Genomic DNA, 16,579 nt, shown 5'->3' with positions numbered 1-16,579 from the left:
TTGTTTGAGATGTTCTACTAAATTGTAAGTTATGAATAATTACGGGCTCCAAAAATGGCACTTCCTACCCTAACCATGGTGCTACCATGTGAAATGGCCAAAGGATAATCGCCACTCATTCCCATGCTTAACACGGAAAGATTTGAATGTTTTTCCCTCAATTGATCGAAAGTGGATTTTAAAAACCCAAATTCCTGGGCCAGCTGCTCTTGATTATCAGTAAATGACGCCATTCCCATAAGACCCACGATAGAAACATGTTTTAAGTCAACCAAATCTTCAGAGGAAAGGATGGTTTCTGTGTCCTGAATGGACATTCCAAACTTACTGTCTTCTTCTGCAATTTTTACTTGAAGCAAGCATTGTATAGTTCTTTCGTGCTTGGCGGCTTGTTTATTGATTTCGCGTAGTAGTTTGAAGCTATCGACTGCATGTACCATACTCACAAATGGAGCCATATACTTTACTTTGTTGGTCTGGACGTGGCCTATCATATGCCATTCCACATCTTTTGGCATTTCTTCCCACTTACCTACCATTTCCTGAATCTTGTTCTCTCCAAAAATACGTTGCCCAGCTTCGTACGCCTCCATAAGCGTAGCCACAGGCTTAGTTTTGGAGACAGCAACCAATGTCACCGTTTCAGGCAATGCAGTCTTTATTTCATTCAAGTTACTGGCAATATTCAACATGTATCCTTCTTGGTTTTAGTATTGACATCAGAATTCGTAAATAGTTACCCCACTGCGTAACTTGGGTTCAATATAGGTGCTTTTGGGAGGCATGACCAATCCCTCATCGGCAATGTTTTTCATTTCTTCTACGGTAATTGGAACCATTCCAAATCCTACTGTATAATCTTGGGTATCAATCAGAGACTTTACATGAGCTAGGTCCTTTTTGCCATGTGAATAGCTTAATCGTTGATCGTTGCGTACATCATCAATTCCCAATATGGGTTTTAATATGGTTTTGTACAGTATTTGAGTATCCAGGGCATCGAGTGAGTTTTCGAAATGGTATTCCTGTTTTCTCAAATAAAGGGAATAGAACTCACCATCTAAGTACATACTGAAATGATGCTTTTTGGAAGGTTTGTAATATTCTGTACCTCGATTTTCAATGCGGTAGAGGGTATCCAGTTTTATTAAAAACTCCTCCTTACTCAACCCATTAAGACCTTTCACCAACCTATTAAATTCATATATTTTCAATTCACTTTCCGGAATGAGATAGGTCATGAAAAAATTATAGGGTTCCTTGCCGGAGTGGTTTTTATTCTCAGAACCTAAATCTTTGGCCAAAAGGGAGGAAGACGATGAGCGATGATGTCCGTCTGCAATGTAAAGGGCATCCATTTTTGAAAACATCTTTTTTATTTCAGCAATAAATACGGGATCATCTACCTTCCATACATAATGGGTGTCCCGATAGGTAGTCGTGAACTCGTATTCGGCTCGATCTTCCATTACTTTTTCAAGACGTTTTGTAAGACGATCATTGTCCGGATAGGTGAGCAATACCGCTTCTGCATTAAATCCAACTGCTTTCAGGTAATCCTTAAACAAGGTTTCCCGATATTCTAATGTGGATTCATGCTTTTTTATAATATCCTTGTCGTAATCTTCCACACTTGCGGCAGCCGTGATTCCATTGAAAACGTTACCATCACGGTTTACAATCTTATATACATAAAAGCACGGAGAGTCATCCTGTACAAAAACTTCATCCTCTTTGAATTCCTGATAACGGTTGTAAACTAGCTTATATCGCTCCATCCCCGAAGTTTTCTTATGGTACTTAAAACCTGGGTTAATTACATGTAAAAATGAAAAAGGATTATCGCGCAATCGGGCATCACGTTGTTCTTCTGTATAGCTCTCATACGAACGAGAAGCTACCAAACTCACTTTATCCCGTGTGGGGCGAACCGCTCTAAAAGGATAGATTTTAGGCAAATTATATTTGTTTAAGCAAACTGTCTTGCTACTTTTTCGGCCTTACGGCTTTCAGCATAATCGTAGAAACCTTCTCCGCTTTTTACTCCCATTTTTCCGGCCATCACCATATTCACCAACAATGGACAAGGAGCATATTTCGGGTTTTTAAAACCATCGTACATCACGTTGAGAATGGATAGGCAAACATCCAACCCAATAAAATCGGCCAACTGAAGTGGTCCCATGGGGTGTGCCATACCCAGCTTCATCACGGTATCAATTTCCTGAACACCCGCTACGCCATTATACAAAGTCTCGACTGCCTCATTAATCATGGGCATTAGGATTCTATTGGCTACAAAACCCGGGTAATCATTTACTTCCACCGGAACCTTATTCAGTTTCTTGGAAATTTCTTCCACGGTCTTGTACGTCTCATCGCTCGTATTATACCCTTTAATGATTTCTACCAATTTCATGATCGGAACCGGATTCATAAAGTGCATACCGATGACCATTTCTGGACGGGAAGTAACCGCGGCAATCTGTGTTATCGATATAGAGGATGTGTTGGTTGCCAAAATAGTGTCATCGGGACAATACTGGTCTAAGTCCCTGAATATTTTGAGCTTTAAATCAATGTTTTCGGTAGCAGCTTCTACGACAAGACTTGCATATTCCACCCCTTCTTCCATATTGGTATAGGTTGTAATATTGCCCAATGTGCGCTCTTTGTCTTCAGAAGTTATTTTTTCCTTAGCAACCATTCTATCTAGATTCTTAGCAATGGTAGCCATTCCTTTGGCAAGGGAATCTTCTGAGATGTCGATAAGTTGAACTTTGTAATCACATTGTGCGAAGGTATGGGCAATTCCATTTCCCATGGTTCCTGCTCCTATGACTGCTACGTTTTTCATATGTTGATATTGGATTTTATAATGTTCTAAAATTCTCTATTACTTGCATGGCGACCCTTAATGCATTGGTTCCTTGTTCCAAAGTCACAATCGGGGTCGTGTCATTGGTTATGGCGTCGGCAAAAGTCTCCAATTCATCCAAAATGGCATTATTGGAGTCTATTTCTGGGTTGTCAAAGTAAATCTGCTTTTTTACCCCTTCGGCATTCGTAAGGATCATGGCGAAATCATCTGGCGTTTCAGGAGCGTCTTTCATCTTCACCACCTCACATTTCTTTTCTAAAAAGTCTACCGAAATGTATGCATCCCTTTGAAAGAAACGTGCCTTTCTCATTTTCTTCATGGAAATACGGCTTGCGGTAAGATTGGCAACGCATCCATTTTGAAATTCAATACGGGCATTGGCTATATCTGGTGTTTCGGAAATTACCGAAACCCCACTCGCAGAAACCGATTTTACATCACTTTTAACCACACTTAAAATGGCATCTATATCATGAATCATAAGGTCTAAAACCACAGGGACATCCGTTCCCCTTGGGTTAAATTCGGCCAAGCGATGTGCTTCGATGAACATAGGGTTCTCGAACTTATCCCTCACCGCCATAAATGCAGGGTTAAATCGTTCTACATGCCCTACTTGCCCCTTCACATTGAATTCCTTTGCCAAGGCAAGAAGTTTTTCGGCCTCTTCAACAGTTTGTGTAATGGGTTTTTCAATGAATAGATGTTTTCCGGCCCGGATCACTTTTTCAGCTACCTCGAAATGGAAAATAGTAGGTGTAACTACATCTACAACATCGCATGCATCAATTAATGCTTCTAAAGAAGAAAAACTTTTGTAACCGAATTCTTCCGAAATTTTTTGGGAAGCTTCCGTATCTGCATCGAAAAAGCCAATAAGTTCATATTTATTGGATTGATTAAGAAGCTTTAAATGAATTTTTCCCAGGTGGCCCGCACCCAGAACTCCTGCTTTTAGCATGGGCATTTATTTTGAACAAAGATACCTTTTTTGAGTGAAATTTACGTCGCCTTTTACAGGATTTAGGCTAGAGATTTTAGTAGATTTGTGTGATCTCAAAATTTCAGTAATGGAACAACCAAGACTAGAAACAGAACGCCTAATCATACGGGAAATGTTACCTTCGGATGTAGATGGCATGTTCGAATTGGATTCGAACCCCAATGTACACCGCTATCTAGGCAATAAACCCATAAAAAACATAGAAGAATCACGAAAAGTCATCGAAATGGTGCGACAACAGTATATTGACCGTGGAATTGGGAGGTGGTCTATGGAAGAGAAAGAGACGGGTAAATTTATTGGATGGACTGGTTTTAAGGTAAATACGGAACCCATGAATGGGTATACTAATTTCTTGGACATAGGATATCGCTTGTTAGAATCTGAATGGGGTAAAGGATATGCGACCGAATCCTCCATTGCTTGTATGGATTATCTCTGTGAACGAGGGGATTACGATATTATTTATGGCATAGCTGTCATAGGAAATGAGGCCTCCAATAAAATTTTACATGAAAAAATTGGGATGCGCTTAACAGGAGAATTTCATTTTGAGGGAGACGATTGTTATTTCTACGAGATTACAAAAGAAGAATGGCTTGCTAGTCGAAAATAATTCATGAAGGATACTTTTTTACATAAAGGAATGCGCAGGAAATTGGTGGAAACCCTTAAGAAGAAGGGAATCGCCGATGAAAGGGTTTTAGAGGCCATTAACAAGATTCCAAGGCATTTATTCATGGATAGTGGATTTATAGATCATGCCTACGTGGATAAGGCCTTCCCCATTGCTGCAGACCAGACCATATCCCAACCCTATACGGTAGCCCGGCAAACGGAACTTCTACAAGTGAAAACAGACAGTAAAATACTGGAAATTGGCACTGGAAGCGGTTACCAATGCGCCGTATTATTGGAAATGGGAGCAACCGTGTATACTATAGAAAGGCAAAATGAGCTTTTTAAGAAAACCAGTTTATTTCTTCCGAAGTTAGGATATCGGCCCAAAAAGATGATTTTTGGAGATGGCTATATTGGTTTGGAAGAGTTTGCTCCTTACGATGGAATCATTGTTACCGCTGGTGCACCTTATGTTCCCAATCCCTTACTGGCTCAGCTAAAGGTAGGGGGGCGCTTGGTAATACCCGTGGGTGATAACGTACAGATCATGACAGTGTATACGCGAAAAAGTACCACCGAATTCGAAAAAAAGGAATATGGCGAATTTCGCTTCGTTCCATTACTCGAGGATAAAAACTAGAATGTTCTAGATTCTTTCGAGACGAATAAAAAGCTCGTCATCCGCAATTTGAGGATCATCCTTGAAATTTAGGAGCAACTCATTGTCTACTATTTCATACTCGTACACATTACCCCAAGGTAGGCCTTCTATTACCACCTCATTGTTTGCCAATACAGTTACGCTGTAGACTCCGCTTTCTGGTAAATAAGGATAGAGATCTTCAACAGTATTCACGATGGTTAGTGTATTGCTTACACTACTGAAATTCCAAGTAACGTCTCCCGCTTCTAAGTCAGGTACAGAGGGGCCGAAGAACACATAGGCTTTCATATCCCAATTATCTAATAGGGAAGCATCGGTTTTAATCGAATCGTCATCGTTGCTGCACGAAAATAGTATCGAACAAAAAAGAATGAAAATGATCTTTTTCATAATTAGCGTTTTCTAAAAAGATGGTTAGTTTCTAAAAGGTTGCGCAACCTAAGGCGTACTTGTAAGATAAATATTGGTAATTAAATCTTCTACAGTTGGGTGCTCGCTACCTCCTGAAGGTTCAATAGTAATGTTCAATGATTCTGCGTGTTCTATATAGTTCATGGCGATTAATGGTTTTCCCTGGGTAATAACGCCCATATCTATCATTTCGCCTTCTACGTCTGCCCAAAGTTGATAATCCTTGTTTTCTGGTAATTTGGGTAATCCTTCGGCATTCAGGTATACGGTTTTATCCTTGTGGTTTATATAGCTAATGGCAATGGCTTGAGGGGATTTGTCATTTCCGACCATGATCAATTTTTGAGTATTTGGGTTACTGGTAACCTCATATTCATCCAGCATCAAGTCATAGTTTTCTACTAAATTTTCTAGATCTTCGGATAACACTTCATTTTGTGATCGTACCAATTGCAATTGGCTTTCAAGGCTATTCAATTTTGAATACATCCAGAAAGAGGCTATTCCAAAGAGCAGGGCAATGGCTGCTGCAATTCCTGTATATGTATTGAAAGAGGAAAGATTGTTTTTTTCTTTTTCAACTTTTGGAGCAGGTTCAATTCGTTTCAGTAAAGCTTCTTTTACTTGAGGGGGAGGAATTATGGCATTTTCTAAGGCCATTTTCTCGAAATCCTCTTCCAAATGTTGAAAATGCAGGCGTATCTCAGGATCTTTCAGGTATTGTTCTACCTGCAAGTGCTCAGTTTCGGAAACTTCACCCAAAAGATACCGCTCCAATAATCCAGATTCCAATATTTCCTTTTTATCCATCATAGCATCCATTCAATTAATACCCCAATTACAAGGATCAATTCCACCTGATAAAACTCCCTGAGCTTTTTCAGGGCTTGTTGAATATACGACTTAAAAGTTCCAAGGGGAACCCCCATCTCCTCATGTGCCTCCCTATGGGTAAGACCATTAAAATAGACCAATTCCAATGCTTTTTGATGATGCTCATCCAGCTTTTTGATAGATCCACTTAATGTACGGATGTCTACAGGGTTTTCTTCAGAAACTTCGGTCTCCTTATATACACTTAAATCTTCTGTTTGGATGAGCTTAGAGGGAGAACGCATGGTATTTAATGTCGTGTTTCGCGCTATGCGATACGCCCAGGTATAGAATTGACCTTTATCCGGATCATAAGAAGATGCCTTATTCCAAATCTTCAAAAATGTCTCCTGTAGGATGTCCTGAGCCCTATCCTCATCCTTGCATATTCTGCAAATAACACCATACAACGCCCCGGAATACTTATCGTAGAGACCGGAGAGAGCCTTTGAATTTCCCTCCTTAAGTTGTTGTATGAGTATTTTATCGGATTGCATGCTGGGGTAACAGATGTGTTAAAGTTAAGCAAAAATTACCACCCTAGCTCATCCATGGAAATTAATGCGGGTATATACCATTGAAAGCGCGCAAAACTTTTATAAATCAAACTTTAAAAAATTAAAATCATGAAAAAACTCATTTTTATTTTATCGACCATTGCATTGTTTTCTTTTACACAGAATGCGATTGCACAGAAGAAAAGCATTGTTGAAATAGCTGTAGGGAATAGCGACTTTTCCACCTTAGTGACCGCGCTAAAGGCTGCGGACTTAGTAGGTGCTTTACAAGGGGATGGACCTTTTACTGTTTTTGCACCAACCAATGATGCTTTTGCGAAAATAGATTCTAAAACATTGGGAAATCTATTGAAGCCAGAAAACAAAAAGGCACTAGCCAACATTCTTACCTATCATGTAGTAAGTGGTAACATTCCAGCCACTAGTGTTGTTTCGGCCCTTAAAAAAGGAAAGGGAAAGACAGAGCTTACCATGTTAAATGGAGCTGGCTTAAAAGTAGTTCAGAAAGACGGTAAAATTTGGTTAAAGGACAAAAGTGGTAACTACAGCCAAATTGTAACAACAGATATCATGGCGAGTAATGGAGTGATTCATGTGATTGATACGGTAGTAATACCGAACTAGGTTGTTCGTTTTCAAATACCGCTATGAAAAGAGGCCTCCCTTCGGGGAGGTTTTTTTGTAAATAAAAGACCGGTCCGATATTATGAATAGGTACCCCAATACAAACCTTTCAATAACCGAACCGGCAAACAACTAGTATTATATTCTTATTTATCCATGATCATGCTCTAGCAAACATGTATGGCATCCGTCGTACCCGTGTCGCAATCCTGTTTGTAGATTACGGTAAGGTCGTTTGTTTCTATTTAACATCTTAGGAATCCAAGGGCAATTCGCCGTGTGTAATTCCATGGATTGTATGTTGCCAATGAATGGGAAATCCCCAATATTAATGCGTCGGGTGACACGCCCAAATTCAGTCTCTTCTTTTAACTGGCGCACATCTATATCATATACACCATCTACTATATCTTCTGGGAATTCTAGATGCAAGCGCACCGTAGTGTTCTCCCTCGACTTTAACGTGACATTGCGTAAAGTTGCCTTTCTATTAAGCCTACTTACATTATAATAGGCATAGAGCTGTGTTTCGCGATCTAACTCCAGATTGTCCAGATTCGCTGAACTGGCCAAACGTTTTAAAATTCTTATCTGTGCAAAAACCTGTTGTGGAAGAGCCGTTAAGTCGAATTCCAAGGCATTGTCATCGCTTGTGTTTCTAAAGGAATTTACGGCAAAGTCCATATCGCTTTCCCCACCAGGAACATTATCCTCTACGTCAAAGTTTTTCCACGCAACATTGCTTTTATTCCTTACCAAATTGACAAAGTCCAGCGAAGTGGTACTCGCAGAAAGCTCTGGTCGTGGATTTTTTCTACTATGAACTATAGCTACAAAGCAATAGTGCCCTGTGGTGGGTACATCCGTAAAAAGGAAAGGACCAACTACTTGTACGTCCCCAGGGGCAACGGTAGCCGTTTTGGTGTCATCTATTTTATTGGCTAACCAAACGGAAGGAGTAGGTAGAGTAGAGGGGTCTGCCCAGTATAAGTCCACTTCGGCATCATCGGTTAACGTACCATTTTTCTGTAACCTTACGTAAACGAAATTGGTTTGTCCTTCCTCTACGATTTCAGAAAGATTGTCTGACGCCATGGAGGCTGGTGTACTTAAGGTAGCCTGTGGATCTGTAATCTCATCGACCACATGAATAATATCCGGACTACGGGACAAGCCACCTCCTGCAAGTGGTTCTTGGCCATTATCTGTTAAATTATCCCGTACATATATAGCATCGGTATTGTACATGTCATTCAGTGTAGTAATATCACCATCACTCAATGCCGTTCTCTGACCAATAACTGCTGTTGCAGGGTTGGTTGGGCTAAGGGTATCTCCTGTTTCGCCGGGTTTGCGGAAGAAGGTCCTTCCGTAGTGCATGATAGAACCATAATCATAAGCTCCCACGTCTTCGGTTATTAGGGTGTGCACAGCAGGGTCGTATCCTTCAGAACACATTTCCAATCGGTCACCTTCTATCTTACGTTGAAACTGGTCGCAGTCGCCTTCAGTAATCTTATCCCATTGTACGGTTACAAAACTGCCGCGATCTTCCCTTAATTGCTCGTGGTGAATACCCAATTCATGAAGAATCTCATGTACAATGTTGCCCATAGAGAATCCACCGTCTAAGTCGCACCTAATATTATTTTCACCATCAACCCGACCGGTACTACCGCCACATCGTCCATCTGTAGGGTGATCTGTAAAACTAACCCAAGAAATATCGGAGGCTACTTTGGGAGTAAGGTGCACATTGGTATTTTCATTAACGTGTGCAATAGCATTATCTATGGTAGTGCGATTGGCCGTTCCCGCTGGGAAATCTGTTTCATTGATTTCGTAAGGTACTAGACCATCTACCCAGTGTTGATTTGTATCAATTAGTTTTAGCCCCATGATGTAAGATGTTTCTTAATGTTGATGTAAAATTCAGATAATCAACAATCTAAATCAAGAGTGGAACGCCCCTAATTCATACAGGAAAAACCCTTATTCTTTTTCCTAATCCAATAAGTTCAGGAATTTCAATCCAAAAATGAAGGCACCTCTATCCATACCATCGAATTGGGAATGCACATAATCTACGCGTAAAAAGCGGAATTTGCCCCAGCCTAAATTATCTATACCAATGGATAGCTCACTGTACGGTTTTCGATCCTCCGTTACTAATATGTGGCCTCCTACAACCAAATTGAAGTTGAGTTGATTGATGCCAGGAATTTTACCGAGTACCCATCCTTTAAAGTCATGCTCTACATGTCCTTCAAAATAACTTTTGTTCGTGCTTAGTTCATAATAGGGAAGGAGATTGAAAACATCGGTGTAATTGAAAGAGGTCCCTACACGGGTTTGATTGCCATTAAAATGTTGGAAATCTACAAAGGAGATAGCGTCGCCATTTAGAAAGGTTCCTCCCTTTAGATTGTATTGAAGGATCCCCACACTTTCTAGATTAACATATTGAAAGAGCCTTGCTCGAAGTTGGGTATAATTATAATCGTTGTTCGAAGCGCCCAAACCATTTTCAATGGCAATGGCCAGAGTGGGGTACTTAGCGAGACCAACGTTGTACTTACCATCGGGATAAGTCATGTATTTTTGACCAAAATTGATGTTGGCATTGAAAGTGGATTTTATAATATCGTGCTCATCAATTGCAGGTTCTGAACTATTTACAATGGGATTATTGGAGGTGAAATCCACATAATCATTAGGAAGGATTACATAGTCGGTGGTGTTAAACAGTGGCTTCCTTTTTTCGTAGCCAACGTTGGCAAGAACACGGAAACCGTTGAACCATTCTTGACTATATCCCAAGCGGGCATAGGCAAGGTCATAAACCTTCATATAATTTCTTTCAAAAAATAGCGTAGCTATACTATTTACGAGTGGACTAATTGGTTCGGTCGAATTATACTGGGCTACCTGATTGCCAGCAGCAAGAGAGAGACGGAGTCGATTGGTACGATTGAAATTTTTGGTAATGCTTCCTCGAAATCGGACACGATCTTCTGATACTCCGTAGTTAGCATTAAGGTTAGCCGAAATCCAACGTGTACGGTTGTCATTGTACCATTTAAAGAAGGAAAGACCTGCACCGCCATTCCAACCCTGCACCGTATTGTAATGTATTCCTGGTAAGGGGCCTTCGTAATCTAGTGACCATTTTTCGAAACTATTTCTGTAGGTATAACCGAAAACTGGGTCAAGTGGTTTAAACCTGTTATTCTCTCGGTCAATAGAGTCCAAATAGGTTTTCGATTTTCGCAATTCCTGAATGCTATCCTTGCGTGTGTAATCGCTTACTTCTTCCAATGTAAGTGGCACGGGACGAATTTGTTCCCAGTATAAGCTGTCTTTTTTATTGGCAAGGGGTTCAAAAAAGAGGACTTCATTGCTAAAATCTTTTTTCTGGAAACCGGGCATAAAATTATAATCACTGTAATTGGCAATAAAGCGACCATCTCCATTAAAACCAAAGAACCCGAAACCGAAATCGATGGTTTGTGATATTTTGATCCAGGCATTCTCTTTAGTGTCAAAGGTGAAGTTCTGCTTAAAAACCAAATCCTTAATAAAGGGAACCTGAATAGCCTCTCCATTGGTGGTAAGCTCAATTCCATAGAACTGCCAATCGTCCTCAACGATATATATAATACCTCTCCAAATCCTATCCTTCTCCCTTTTTGGTGTAACAATTATCTTGTTTATTAACTTGTTGCCCTCGTAAAATACCCCATCCAATTTGTAGCGATAGTAGCCCAGTGCATTGTTTGCGATGGGTGAGACAATTGCCGTATTAAGGGATATGCTATTTTCATAGAAGTTGAAATTGGCATCTTGTGCACTGTTAAAACTGAAACCGTTGTCATTCCCGCTCACCTTACTGGCAATAATTCTTTCTTTGAAATCATCAGGCTCTTGGTAGGCAATTTCACTAATGGTCTCAGACAAATAGATGATACCCGTTCTGGTAGAATCTAAAGCTCCATTAAAGTCTCCCACATCCTGTCCCAGTATTTTTTCCGGGGCATCCTTTACCCTCCAAAGTCCTCTTGAATAAAACTTGGCGGTATACGAGGAAATACGCTCCAAGTTCTCTTTTCTCTTTTTTATGGTCTCACGTATAATTCGATAGGCAGGGTCTTCATTGGTAGAGATAACAACTTCATCCAGACTGACTGTGGTTTCTGAAAGTTGCGCATTTAACGGAAATGGAAACTCTGAAATTTGTACTTCCTTTTTCACCGTAGTATAGCCTAGAAACTGGAAAACGACCGTATAGTTTCCAGCCTCGGATAGATCTAGGGTATAGGTGCCTTCTTCATTACTGGTCGTACCTGTATAACTGTTTTCCAAGTAAATATTGACATAGGGCAGTGGGTTTCCCTTTGTGTCAGAAACGGTTCCTACTACCTGAGCTACGGTTGATACGGTTACAAAAAGTAGGAGTGAGCATATAATAAGCTTCATACAGATGGTTTCACTAAAGTCGCAAGATAATGATTAGGGTTGTTAAGAAAATCAACGTGAAAGTAGCCAAACTTTGTATGATAAACTATAAAGAAATGTTAGTTGGGATAATTTTTGGAAATAGACTAGTTATTGAACGCCTTTTTAATCCTACTCATGTCGCGCTTATTGTCCCTATCCTTCATAGTTTCCCGTTTGTCGTATTGTTTCTTACCACGACATAGGGCAATTTCCAACTTGGCAAATCCCTTGTCATTGGTAAAGAGGAGAAGTGGAACAATCGTGAGCCCAGTATTTTTCACATCCTTTTCCAATTTTCGCAGTTCCTTACGGTTGAGCAGTAGTTTGCGTTCACTTTTGGGCGCATGTTGAAAATGGGTAGCGTGAGAGTATTCCTGTATGGTCATATTTATTACAAACAATTCACCATTGGCGAACTCACAGAAGCTCTCTGCAATAGATGCTTTTCCTTCACGAATGGCTTTGATCTCTGTTCCTCGCAATACAATGCCTGCTGTATATTTATCAAGGATTTCGTATTCGAAACGCGCCTTTCGGTTCTTTATTTGTACGTTCTTCTGTAATGACATGATGAGGCAAATGTAGTACAATTTTACTCTTTGGGCCTAGTAATTCTATCCCCTTTTACAGGAGAATAGTCACCTTCTAAAGTTCCATTTACCCAAAGCGAATCAAAGTAGCATTTAACACCTACATCGCCTAATACATTGGGCCCATCTTGGATATGCAAATGTAAGTGAGGCTCAGTAGAATTTCCTGAGTTGCCACAATTACCCAGATACTGACCCCGTTTCACCGCTTGCCCTTCTTTTACCTTAATGGTTTCCTTTTCGAAGTGTGCATACACAATATACTCCTCGTTGTCGGTTTTTAGGATGACACTATTCCCCAACATTTGTGCTGGATTCATAATACCGGGTCTATTATCTTCAACACCAGTAATTACCTTATACACAAGTGCATCGCACACGGCATATAGTGGTTTTCCAAAGGCATAATAATCCTCATTTCTTGTACCACTACGTTCATAGCTATTGCCGCTTTCGTCCAGCACCAAAAAATCGAATGCATGCTTCTGGGTTTTGGAAATAACATGGTAGTTCTGCGCTTTGGTATCACCTCCCCAAAAGGTGAACCACTCTCCTTTAAAAGGTAATGCCAAGGCAGTGCTATTGCGATTCATTTTTCCGATTACATGTTCTTCGGCTGCTGGCAAAAAGCGAAGCCCGCTCATGGTGCCATCGGGATGAAGGCTAAGGGAAATGTTCTGTCGACCATGTTCGAAGGTCGCTTCATATACTTCGGTAAAACCTTGTATTGATACAAATTTGTATTCTTTGATACTTCCGAGGTTATCCCTAAACGTATTCACAATGCTTTCTACGTTTTTAAACCCCAATTGTTCTTGCATATGATCATCCATCATATCAAAAATAGCCTGTGCATCACGCTTGTTATAATGCTCCTGAAAAACAGTAAGGGTGTTTAAGTGGGATTCGGTTTGCCCCGAGAGTGAAATCGTACAAAGCAATAAAAGCAAACTAAGTTTTTTCATTTTATTGGGATAGAATTGGTAAGGGATTCCTTTAATTTGTGACAAAACAATCCTAATTGTTACAATTTAGAACGCATGAAACCTCTTCCTATTTTAATACTTCTATTCATGTTTGGGGCCTGTAAGGATAAAACACCCAATGTAACGGCGCAGGACATCGTAGATAAAACCATTTTCAATGCCTGCCAAGGAAACTGTGAACACGCCACCATCGATTTTGTCTTTAGGGACCGAAAGTATATCAGCAAAAGAAATAATGGGTCATATAGCTTAGAAAGACTTACCCAAGATTCAACGGGTCTAATTCATGATATTGTCACCAATGAAGGTTTTGTAAGGTATAAGGACGATAGCTTGGTAAAAGTGCCAGACTCCATGGTTACCCGTTATTCCAATAGTGTGAACTCGGTGCATTATTTTGCCCAATTACCGTTTGGTCTTAATGCCCCTGCCGTAAATAAGGAGTTATTGGGTGATGCCATTATAAAAGGAGAGCCGTACTACGAAATTGGTGTTTCGTTCAATGAAAATGGTGGAGGTACCGATTTTGAGGATGAATTTGTCTATTGGATTCACAAAGATCGGTTTACGGTAGATTATCTTGCATATAGTTATGCTACAGATGGAGGGGGAATCCGCTTTCGTGAAGCGTATAACGAACGTCTGGTAAACGGTATTCGATTTGTGGACTACAACAATTATAAACCCAAATCCCTCAAAATTCAACTAACCCAGCTTGACTCCCTATTTCAGGCTAATGAATTGAAGTTACTTTCCAAGATTGAAACAGAAGAGGTAAGGGTGCAGCTACAGAAGGGGTAAAGAAAGAAATTTCCAACATTTAAAACCAAACCTTGACTTTTTACGTATATGTAAATGAGTTTGAGTTAGTTGTTTTGTGTTGGTTGTTTTTTGTAAGAAACCCTCTTTTGTGCCATACAAAGGAGGGTTTTGTCAATTAAAGATACTGTGTTAGGGTCAAGGCGGTATAGGTTACCATAAATGTTGAAATGCAAAGTATATAGACACCTAAAGCAGTATTTCGTTTTGTTTGTACGTTGGTTTTCATGATTTTGATTTTTTGATTGATACACTATTAAGACGATACTCTATATCGTTTTGTTACATAAAAACCGTAAAATTTTGAAAATCAGCTATTCATCAAGTGTGTAATTCATAAATCCAATGAGCATTTCGTCCGTACTTTGAATACCATAGTGCAATTCTTGGGAAGGATCTGGATTTAATGGATTTTGTGAACTATTGTCGTAGGTTCCTTCAACCACAAGTACAGTATTCTTAGGCAAGGAAATGGGTTCCTTCAATTTATAGATAAGTTGCCAATTAAAATTATAGTCGGGTACAGAAACCAAGGTTTGGGTAATTCCGGAAGGAAGTTCCGCCATGATTTTAATACTTTTTCCGCGATAATGCATATGCGGCCCCAAAAAGTGAATTTTAATGTCCTTGGTAATAGTATCCCTAGCCACTACTTTAGTGTCTTTTGAATACGGAAGAATGGTAAATTCAGCATTATACGGAGCAATAGAGTAGAATTCTTTAGTTGGCGGTGTTTCATGAAAATAGAGACCAATCTGCGTTTCGTCCTCTTCGGGCTTCCCGGTAGTGGTATAATGAATTTGAATGTTGAGGGAACTGTCCTTTTCCAAAAACACACCGGTATCTTCAGGAAATAGGGTAGATTCATCCCCACCTGTACCTACAGCCACATAATTGTCAATCCATGGGACGGCGGGCCTATTTACAATAGGGTTTTTTTTGTTCGAGCCTTTTTCAGCAATTACAAAGTGATGAACTACTTTGGGGTTTCCAGGCTTCATGGCAATACCCTTAATCCAAACATCACTATCGAGATCCAAACCAAACTCTTGGTAGCGATAGGGGATGACCCCTGTGGCTGGAATGCTTTCTTTCTTCAATGTTATGATCTTGTCTGGAGTACCCATAGACCAGATACTTGTATCGGGAACTATCTGGGTTAATGGATCTTCCCCCAACCCTTGTTGCATCCCCGAATCTATCCAGCGTACTACCTTTCTCGCCAATGAATCCGGTAAGGCAAAACTATTGGTGAAACTGCCAATGGTAGGATCTGCCTTCCAAGGGGGCATGCGCTTGCTGAACAATACTTCCTTAATCATTTCGGACCAACCCACAATAGTGGGATAGTCTTTCATTTGCCACGGTGCAATTCCGCCATCCTTATGGCAACGAACACAATGATTTTGAAGAATAGGAGCGATGTCTTGCGTGTATGTAAGAGAATCCTCTTTTTGTGTTTTCGAAAGCCTGGTCACTTTACATCCTTTGGTAACTTCAAAGGTTTTGGTGATTGGTTTGTTCGATCGGATAGAGGAGAGGGCATCCCTTAGGTAGGTTACGGTGGGGGCGTTTTTCTGACCTTCAAAATCCAAGCGATTATTAATAGGACCTCGATACAGGACTTCCCGAGTGGTAGGATGCAATACAATAGCCTCTGCAGTAGTGTTAATATCTAGCACATCCGTCAATAGTTGATTGGAATCCAGTAGTACAGGCACCGTAAAACTATAGTCTTTCGCCTCTTTTTGGACCGTTTCTTGGCTATCCTGAATGTTTGCGTTTAGCATGAAAAAAGTGAAAGATTCCTGAAATTCTTCTACAATCTTATGAAAATCGGTAAGGCCATTCCTTACTATAGGACAACCATTGCCTTGCACGAATAATACAATTGCCTTACTATCATTATAACGTGAAAAACGATGAAACCCTCCCTGTGCATCGTAGAAGGCGTAGTCGTTTTTTCGACTGTCTGAAATTGGGTGCGGAGTTTCCTTGCAAGCACTGAAACACCCCAATAGGACTGTGATTATAAGTAGTAAACGAATCATGATGCGAAAGTACTAAAAGCTAGAGAATCTGCTTCGAAAAA

Annotated in this window: 16 protein-coding genes; 4 read left to right on the top strand and 12 right to left on the bottom strand. The window is 40.2% G+C overall.

From position 1 onward, the window contains the following. Nucleotides 1-29: 29 nt before the first annotated feature. Genes AC6JAD_RS17275 through AC6JAD_RS17260 form a run of 4 tightly spaced genes read right to left on the bottom strand, consistent with a single transcriptional unit; the run spans nucleotide 30 to nucleotide 3,842 of the window. On the bottom strand, nucleotides 30-689 hold the full coding sequence (locus AC6JAD_RS17275) for a YggS family pyridoxal phosphate-dependent enzyme (protein WP_461305200.1): 660 nt from the start codon (nucleotides 687-689) through the stop codon (nucleotides 30-32). A gap of 30 nt (nucleotides 690-719) precedes the next feature. Further along, nucleotides 720-1,958, bottom strand: a complete 1,239-nt coding sequence (locus tag AC6JAD_RS17270; RefSeq protein ID WP_461305135.1) for a DUF1015 domain-containing protein — start codon at nucleotides 1,956-1,958, stop codon at nucleotides 720-722. Nucleotides 1,959-1,969: 11 nt separating this feature from the next. Further along, complete coding sequence (locus AC6JAD_RS17265; protein WP_461305134.1) at nucleotides 1,970-2,857, bottom strand: 3-hydroxyacyl-CoA dehydrogenase family protein; 888 nt, start codon at nucleotides 2,855-2,857, stop codon at nucleotides 1,970-1,972. A 16-nt stretch (nucleotides 2,858-2,873) separates the two neighbouring features. Further along, nucleotides 2,874-3,842: a Gfo/Idh/MocA family protein gene (locus AC6JAD_RS17260; protein WP_461305133.1), complete on the bottom strand. Its 969-nt coding sequence runs from the start codon at nucleotides 3,840-3,842 to the stop codon at nucleotides 2,874-2,876. Between the two features lie 109 nt (nucleotides 3,843-3,951). Here AC6JAD_RS17260 and AC6JAD_RS17255 point away from each other — a divergent pair, with 109 nt between their 5' ends. Both AC6JAD_RS17255 and AC6JAD_RS17250 read left to right on the top strand, forming a co-directional pair. Next, nucleotides 3,952-4,500 carry a GNAT family N-acetyltransferase gene (locus tag AC6JAD_RS17255; RefSeq protein ID WP_461305132.1) on the top strand — a complete coding sequence of 183 codons (549 nt, stop codon included), beginning with the start codon at nucleotides 3,952-3,954 and terminating at the stop codon, nucleotides 4,498-4,500. Nucleotides 4,501-4,503: 3 nt separating this feature from the next. Then, nucleotides 4,504-5,145 (top strand): protein-L-isoaspartate(D-aspartate) O-methyltransferase, encoded by a 642-nt coding sequence (locus AC6JAD_RS17250; protein ID WP_461305131.1) that lies wholly within the window; start codon nucleotides 4,504-4,506, stop codon nucleotides 5,143-5,145. 6 nt (nucleotides 5,146-5,151) lie between these two features. On the opposite strand, the gene AC6JAD_RS17245 is transcribed toward AC6JAD_RS17250, so the two are convergent. Genes AC6JAD_RS17245 through AC6JAD_RS17235 form a run of 3 tightly spaced genes read right to left on the bottom strand, consistent with a single transcriptional unit; the run spans nucleotide 5,152 to nucleotide 6,950 of the window. Continuing rightward, nucleotides 5,152-5,559 carry a hypothetical protein gene (locus tag AC6JAD_RS17245; protein WP_461305130.1) on the bottom strand — a complete coding sequence of 136 codons (408 nt, stop codon included), beginning with the start codon at nucleotides 5,557-5,559 and terminating at the stop codon, nucleotides 5,152-5,154. Nucleotides 5,560-5,607: 48 nt separating this feature from the next. Next, nucleotides 5,608-6,393: an anti-sigma factor gene (locus AC6JAD_RS17240; RefSeq protein WP_461305129.1), complete on the bottom strand. Its 786-nt coding sequence runs from the start codon at nucleotides 6,391-6,393 to the stop codon at nucleotides 5,608-5,610. Then, the gene (locus tag AC6JAD_RS17235; protein ID WP_461305128.1) at nucleotides 6,390-6,950 is read right to left on the bottom strand and encodes an RNA polymerase sigma factor; all 561 of its coding nucleotides are present in this window, start codon (nucleotides 6,948-6,950) and stop codon (nucleotides 6,390-6,392) included. Before AC6JAD_RS17235 ends, AC6JAD_RS17240 begins: the two co-directional genes overlap by 4 nt. A 129-nt stretch (nucleotides 6,951-7,079) precedes the next feature. Between AC6JAD_RS17235 and AC6JAD_RS17230 the strand changes: the two genes are divergently transcribed. Further along, nucleotides 7,080-7,595 carry a fasciclin domain-containing protein gene (locus AC6JAD_RS17230; RefSeq protein ID WP_461305127.1) on the top strand — a complete coding sequence of 172 codons (516 nt, stop codon included), beginning with the start codon at nucleotides 7,080-7,082 and terminating at the stop codon, nucleotides 7,593-7,595. Nucleotides 7,596-7,745: 150 nt separating this feature from the next. On the opposite strand, the gene AC6JAD_RS17225 is transcribed toward AC6JAD_RS17230, so the two are convergent. The 4 genes from AC6JAD_RS17225 to AC6JAD_RS17210 form a co-directional block, all read right to left on the bottom strand. Beyond that, nucleotides 7,746-9,494: a M12 family metallopeptidase gene (locus AC6JAD_RS17225; RefSeq protein WP_461305126.1), complete on the bottom strand. Its 1,749-nt coding sequence runs from the start codon at nucleotides 9,492-9,494 to the stop codon at nucleotides 7,746-7,748. Between the two features lie 105 nt (nucleotides 9,495-9,599). Further along, nucleotides 9,600-12,071: a DUF5686 and carboxypeptidase regulatory-like domain-containing protein gene (locus AC6JAD_RS17220; protein WP_461305125.1), complete on the bottom strand. Its 2,472-nt coding sequence runs from the start codon at nucleotides 12,069-12,071 to the stop codon at nucleotides 9,600-9,602. 125 nt (nucleotides 12,072-12,196) lie between these two features. Then, nucleotides 12,197-12,661, bottom strand: a complete 465-nt coding sequence (smpB, locus tag AC6JAD_RS17215) for an SsrA-binding protein SmpB (protein ID WP_461305124.1) — start codon at nucleotides 12,659-12,661, stop codon at nucleotides 12,197-12,199. 23 nt (nucleotides 12,662-12,684) lie between these two features. Beyond that, on the bottom strand, nucleotides 12,685-13,647 hold the full coding sequence (locus tag AC6JAD_RS17210) for a peptidoglycan DD-metalloendopeptidase family protein (RefSeq protein ID WP_497865802.1): 963 nt from the start codon (nucleotides 13,645-13,647) through the stop codon (nucleotides 12,685-12,687). Nucleotides 13,648-13,722: 75 nt separating this feature from the next. On the opposite strand from AC6JAD_RS17210, the gene AC6JAD_RS17205 reads away from it, so the two are divergent. Continuing rightward, complete coding sequence (locus AC6JAD_RS17205; protein ID WP_461305122.1) at nucleotides 13,723-14,469, top strand: DUF6503 family protein; 747 nt, start codon at nucleotides 13,723-13,725, stop codon at nucleotides 14,467-14,469. A 332-nt stretch (nucleotides 14,470-14,801) separates the two neighbouring features. Here the strand turns inward: AC6JAD_RS17205 and AC6JAD_RS17200 are convergent, their stop codons facing one another. Next, nucleotides 14,802-16,538: a redoxin domain-containing protein gene (locus AC6JAD_RS17200; RefSeq protein WP_461305121.1), complete on the bottom strand. Its 1,737-nt coding sequence runs from the start codon at nucleotides 16,536-16,538 to the stop codon at nucleotides 14,802-14,804. Between the last annotated feature and the right edge of the window lie 41 nt (nucleotides 16,539-16,579).

The sequence above is a fragment of the Aureisphaera sp. genome, assembly GCF_059726885.1.
Note: the sequence above shows the minus strand (reverse complement) of the source record. Positions and strands in the feature narration are given on the sequence as shown.

What these genes read in the sequence shown, in the direction of transcription:
- AC6JAD_RS17265 (WP_461305134.1), bottom strand. Translation starts at nt 2,857, where the DNA reads ATGAAAAACGTAGCAGTCATAGGAGCAGGAACCATGGGAAATGGAATT.
- AC6JAD_RS17260 (WP_461305133.1), bottom strand. Translation starts at nt 3,842, where the DNA reads ATGCTAAAAGCAGGAGTTCTGGGTGCGGGCCACCTGGGAAAAATTCAT.
- AC6JAD_RS17255 (WP_461305132.1), top strand. Translation starts at nt 3,952, where the DNA reads ATGGAACAACCAAGACTAGAAACAGAACGCCTAATCATACGGGAAATG.
- AC6JAD_RS17250 (WP_461305131.1), top strand. Translation starts at nt 4,504, where the DNA reads ATGAAGGATACTTTTTTACATAAAGGAATGCGCAGGAAATTGGTGGAA.
- AC6JAD_RS17245 (WP_461305130.1), bottom strand. Translation starts at nt 5,559, where the DNA reads ATGAAAAAGATCATTTTCATTCTTTTTTGTTCGATACTATTTTCGTGC.
- AC6JAD_RS17240 (WP_461305129.1), bottom strand. Translation starts at nt 6,393, where the DNA reads ATGATGGATAAAAAGGAAATATTGGAATCTGGATTATTGGAGCGGTAT.
- AC6JAD_RS17235 (WP_461305128.1), bottom strand. Translation starts at nt 6,950, where the DNA reads ATGCAATCCGATAAAATACTCATACAACAACTTAAGGAGGGAAATTCA.
- AC6JAD_RS17230 (WP_461305127.1), top strand. Translation starts at nt 7,080, where the DNA reads ATGAAAAAACTCATTTTTATTTTATCGACCATTGCATTGTTTTCTTTT.
- AC6JAD_RS17225 (WP_461305126.1), bottom strand. Translation starts at nt 9,494, where the DNA reads ATGGGGCTAAAACTAATTGATACAAATCAACACTGGGTAGATGGTCTA.
- AC6JAD_RS17220 (WP_461305125.1), bottom strand. Translation starts at nt 12,071, where the DNA reads ATGAAGCTTATTATATGCTCACTCCTACTTTTTGTAACCGTATCAACC.
- smpB (WP_461305124.1), bottom strand. Translation starts at nt 12,661, where the DNA reads ATGTCATTACAGAAGAACGTACAAATAAAGAACCGAAAGGCGCGTTTC.
- AC6JAD_RS17210 (WP_497865802.1), bottom strand. Translation starts at nt 13,647, where the DNA reads ATGAAAAAACTTAGTTTGCTTTTATTGCTTTGTACGATTTCACTCTCG.
- AC6JAD_RS17205 (WP_461305122.1), top strand. Translation starts at nt 13,723, where the DNA reads ATGAAACCTCTTCCTATTTTAATACTTCTATTCATGTTTGGGGCCTGT.
- AC6JAD_RS17200 (WP_461305121.1), bottom strand. Translation starts at nt 16,538, where the DNA reads ATGATTCGTTTACTACTTATAATCACAGTCCTATTGGGGTGTTTCAGT.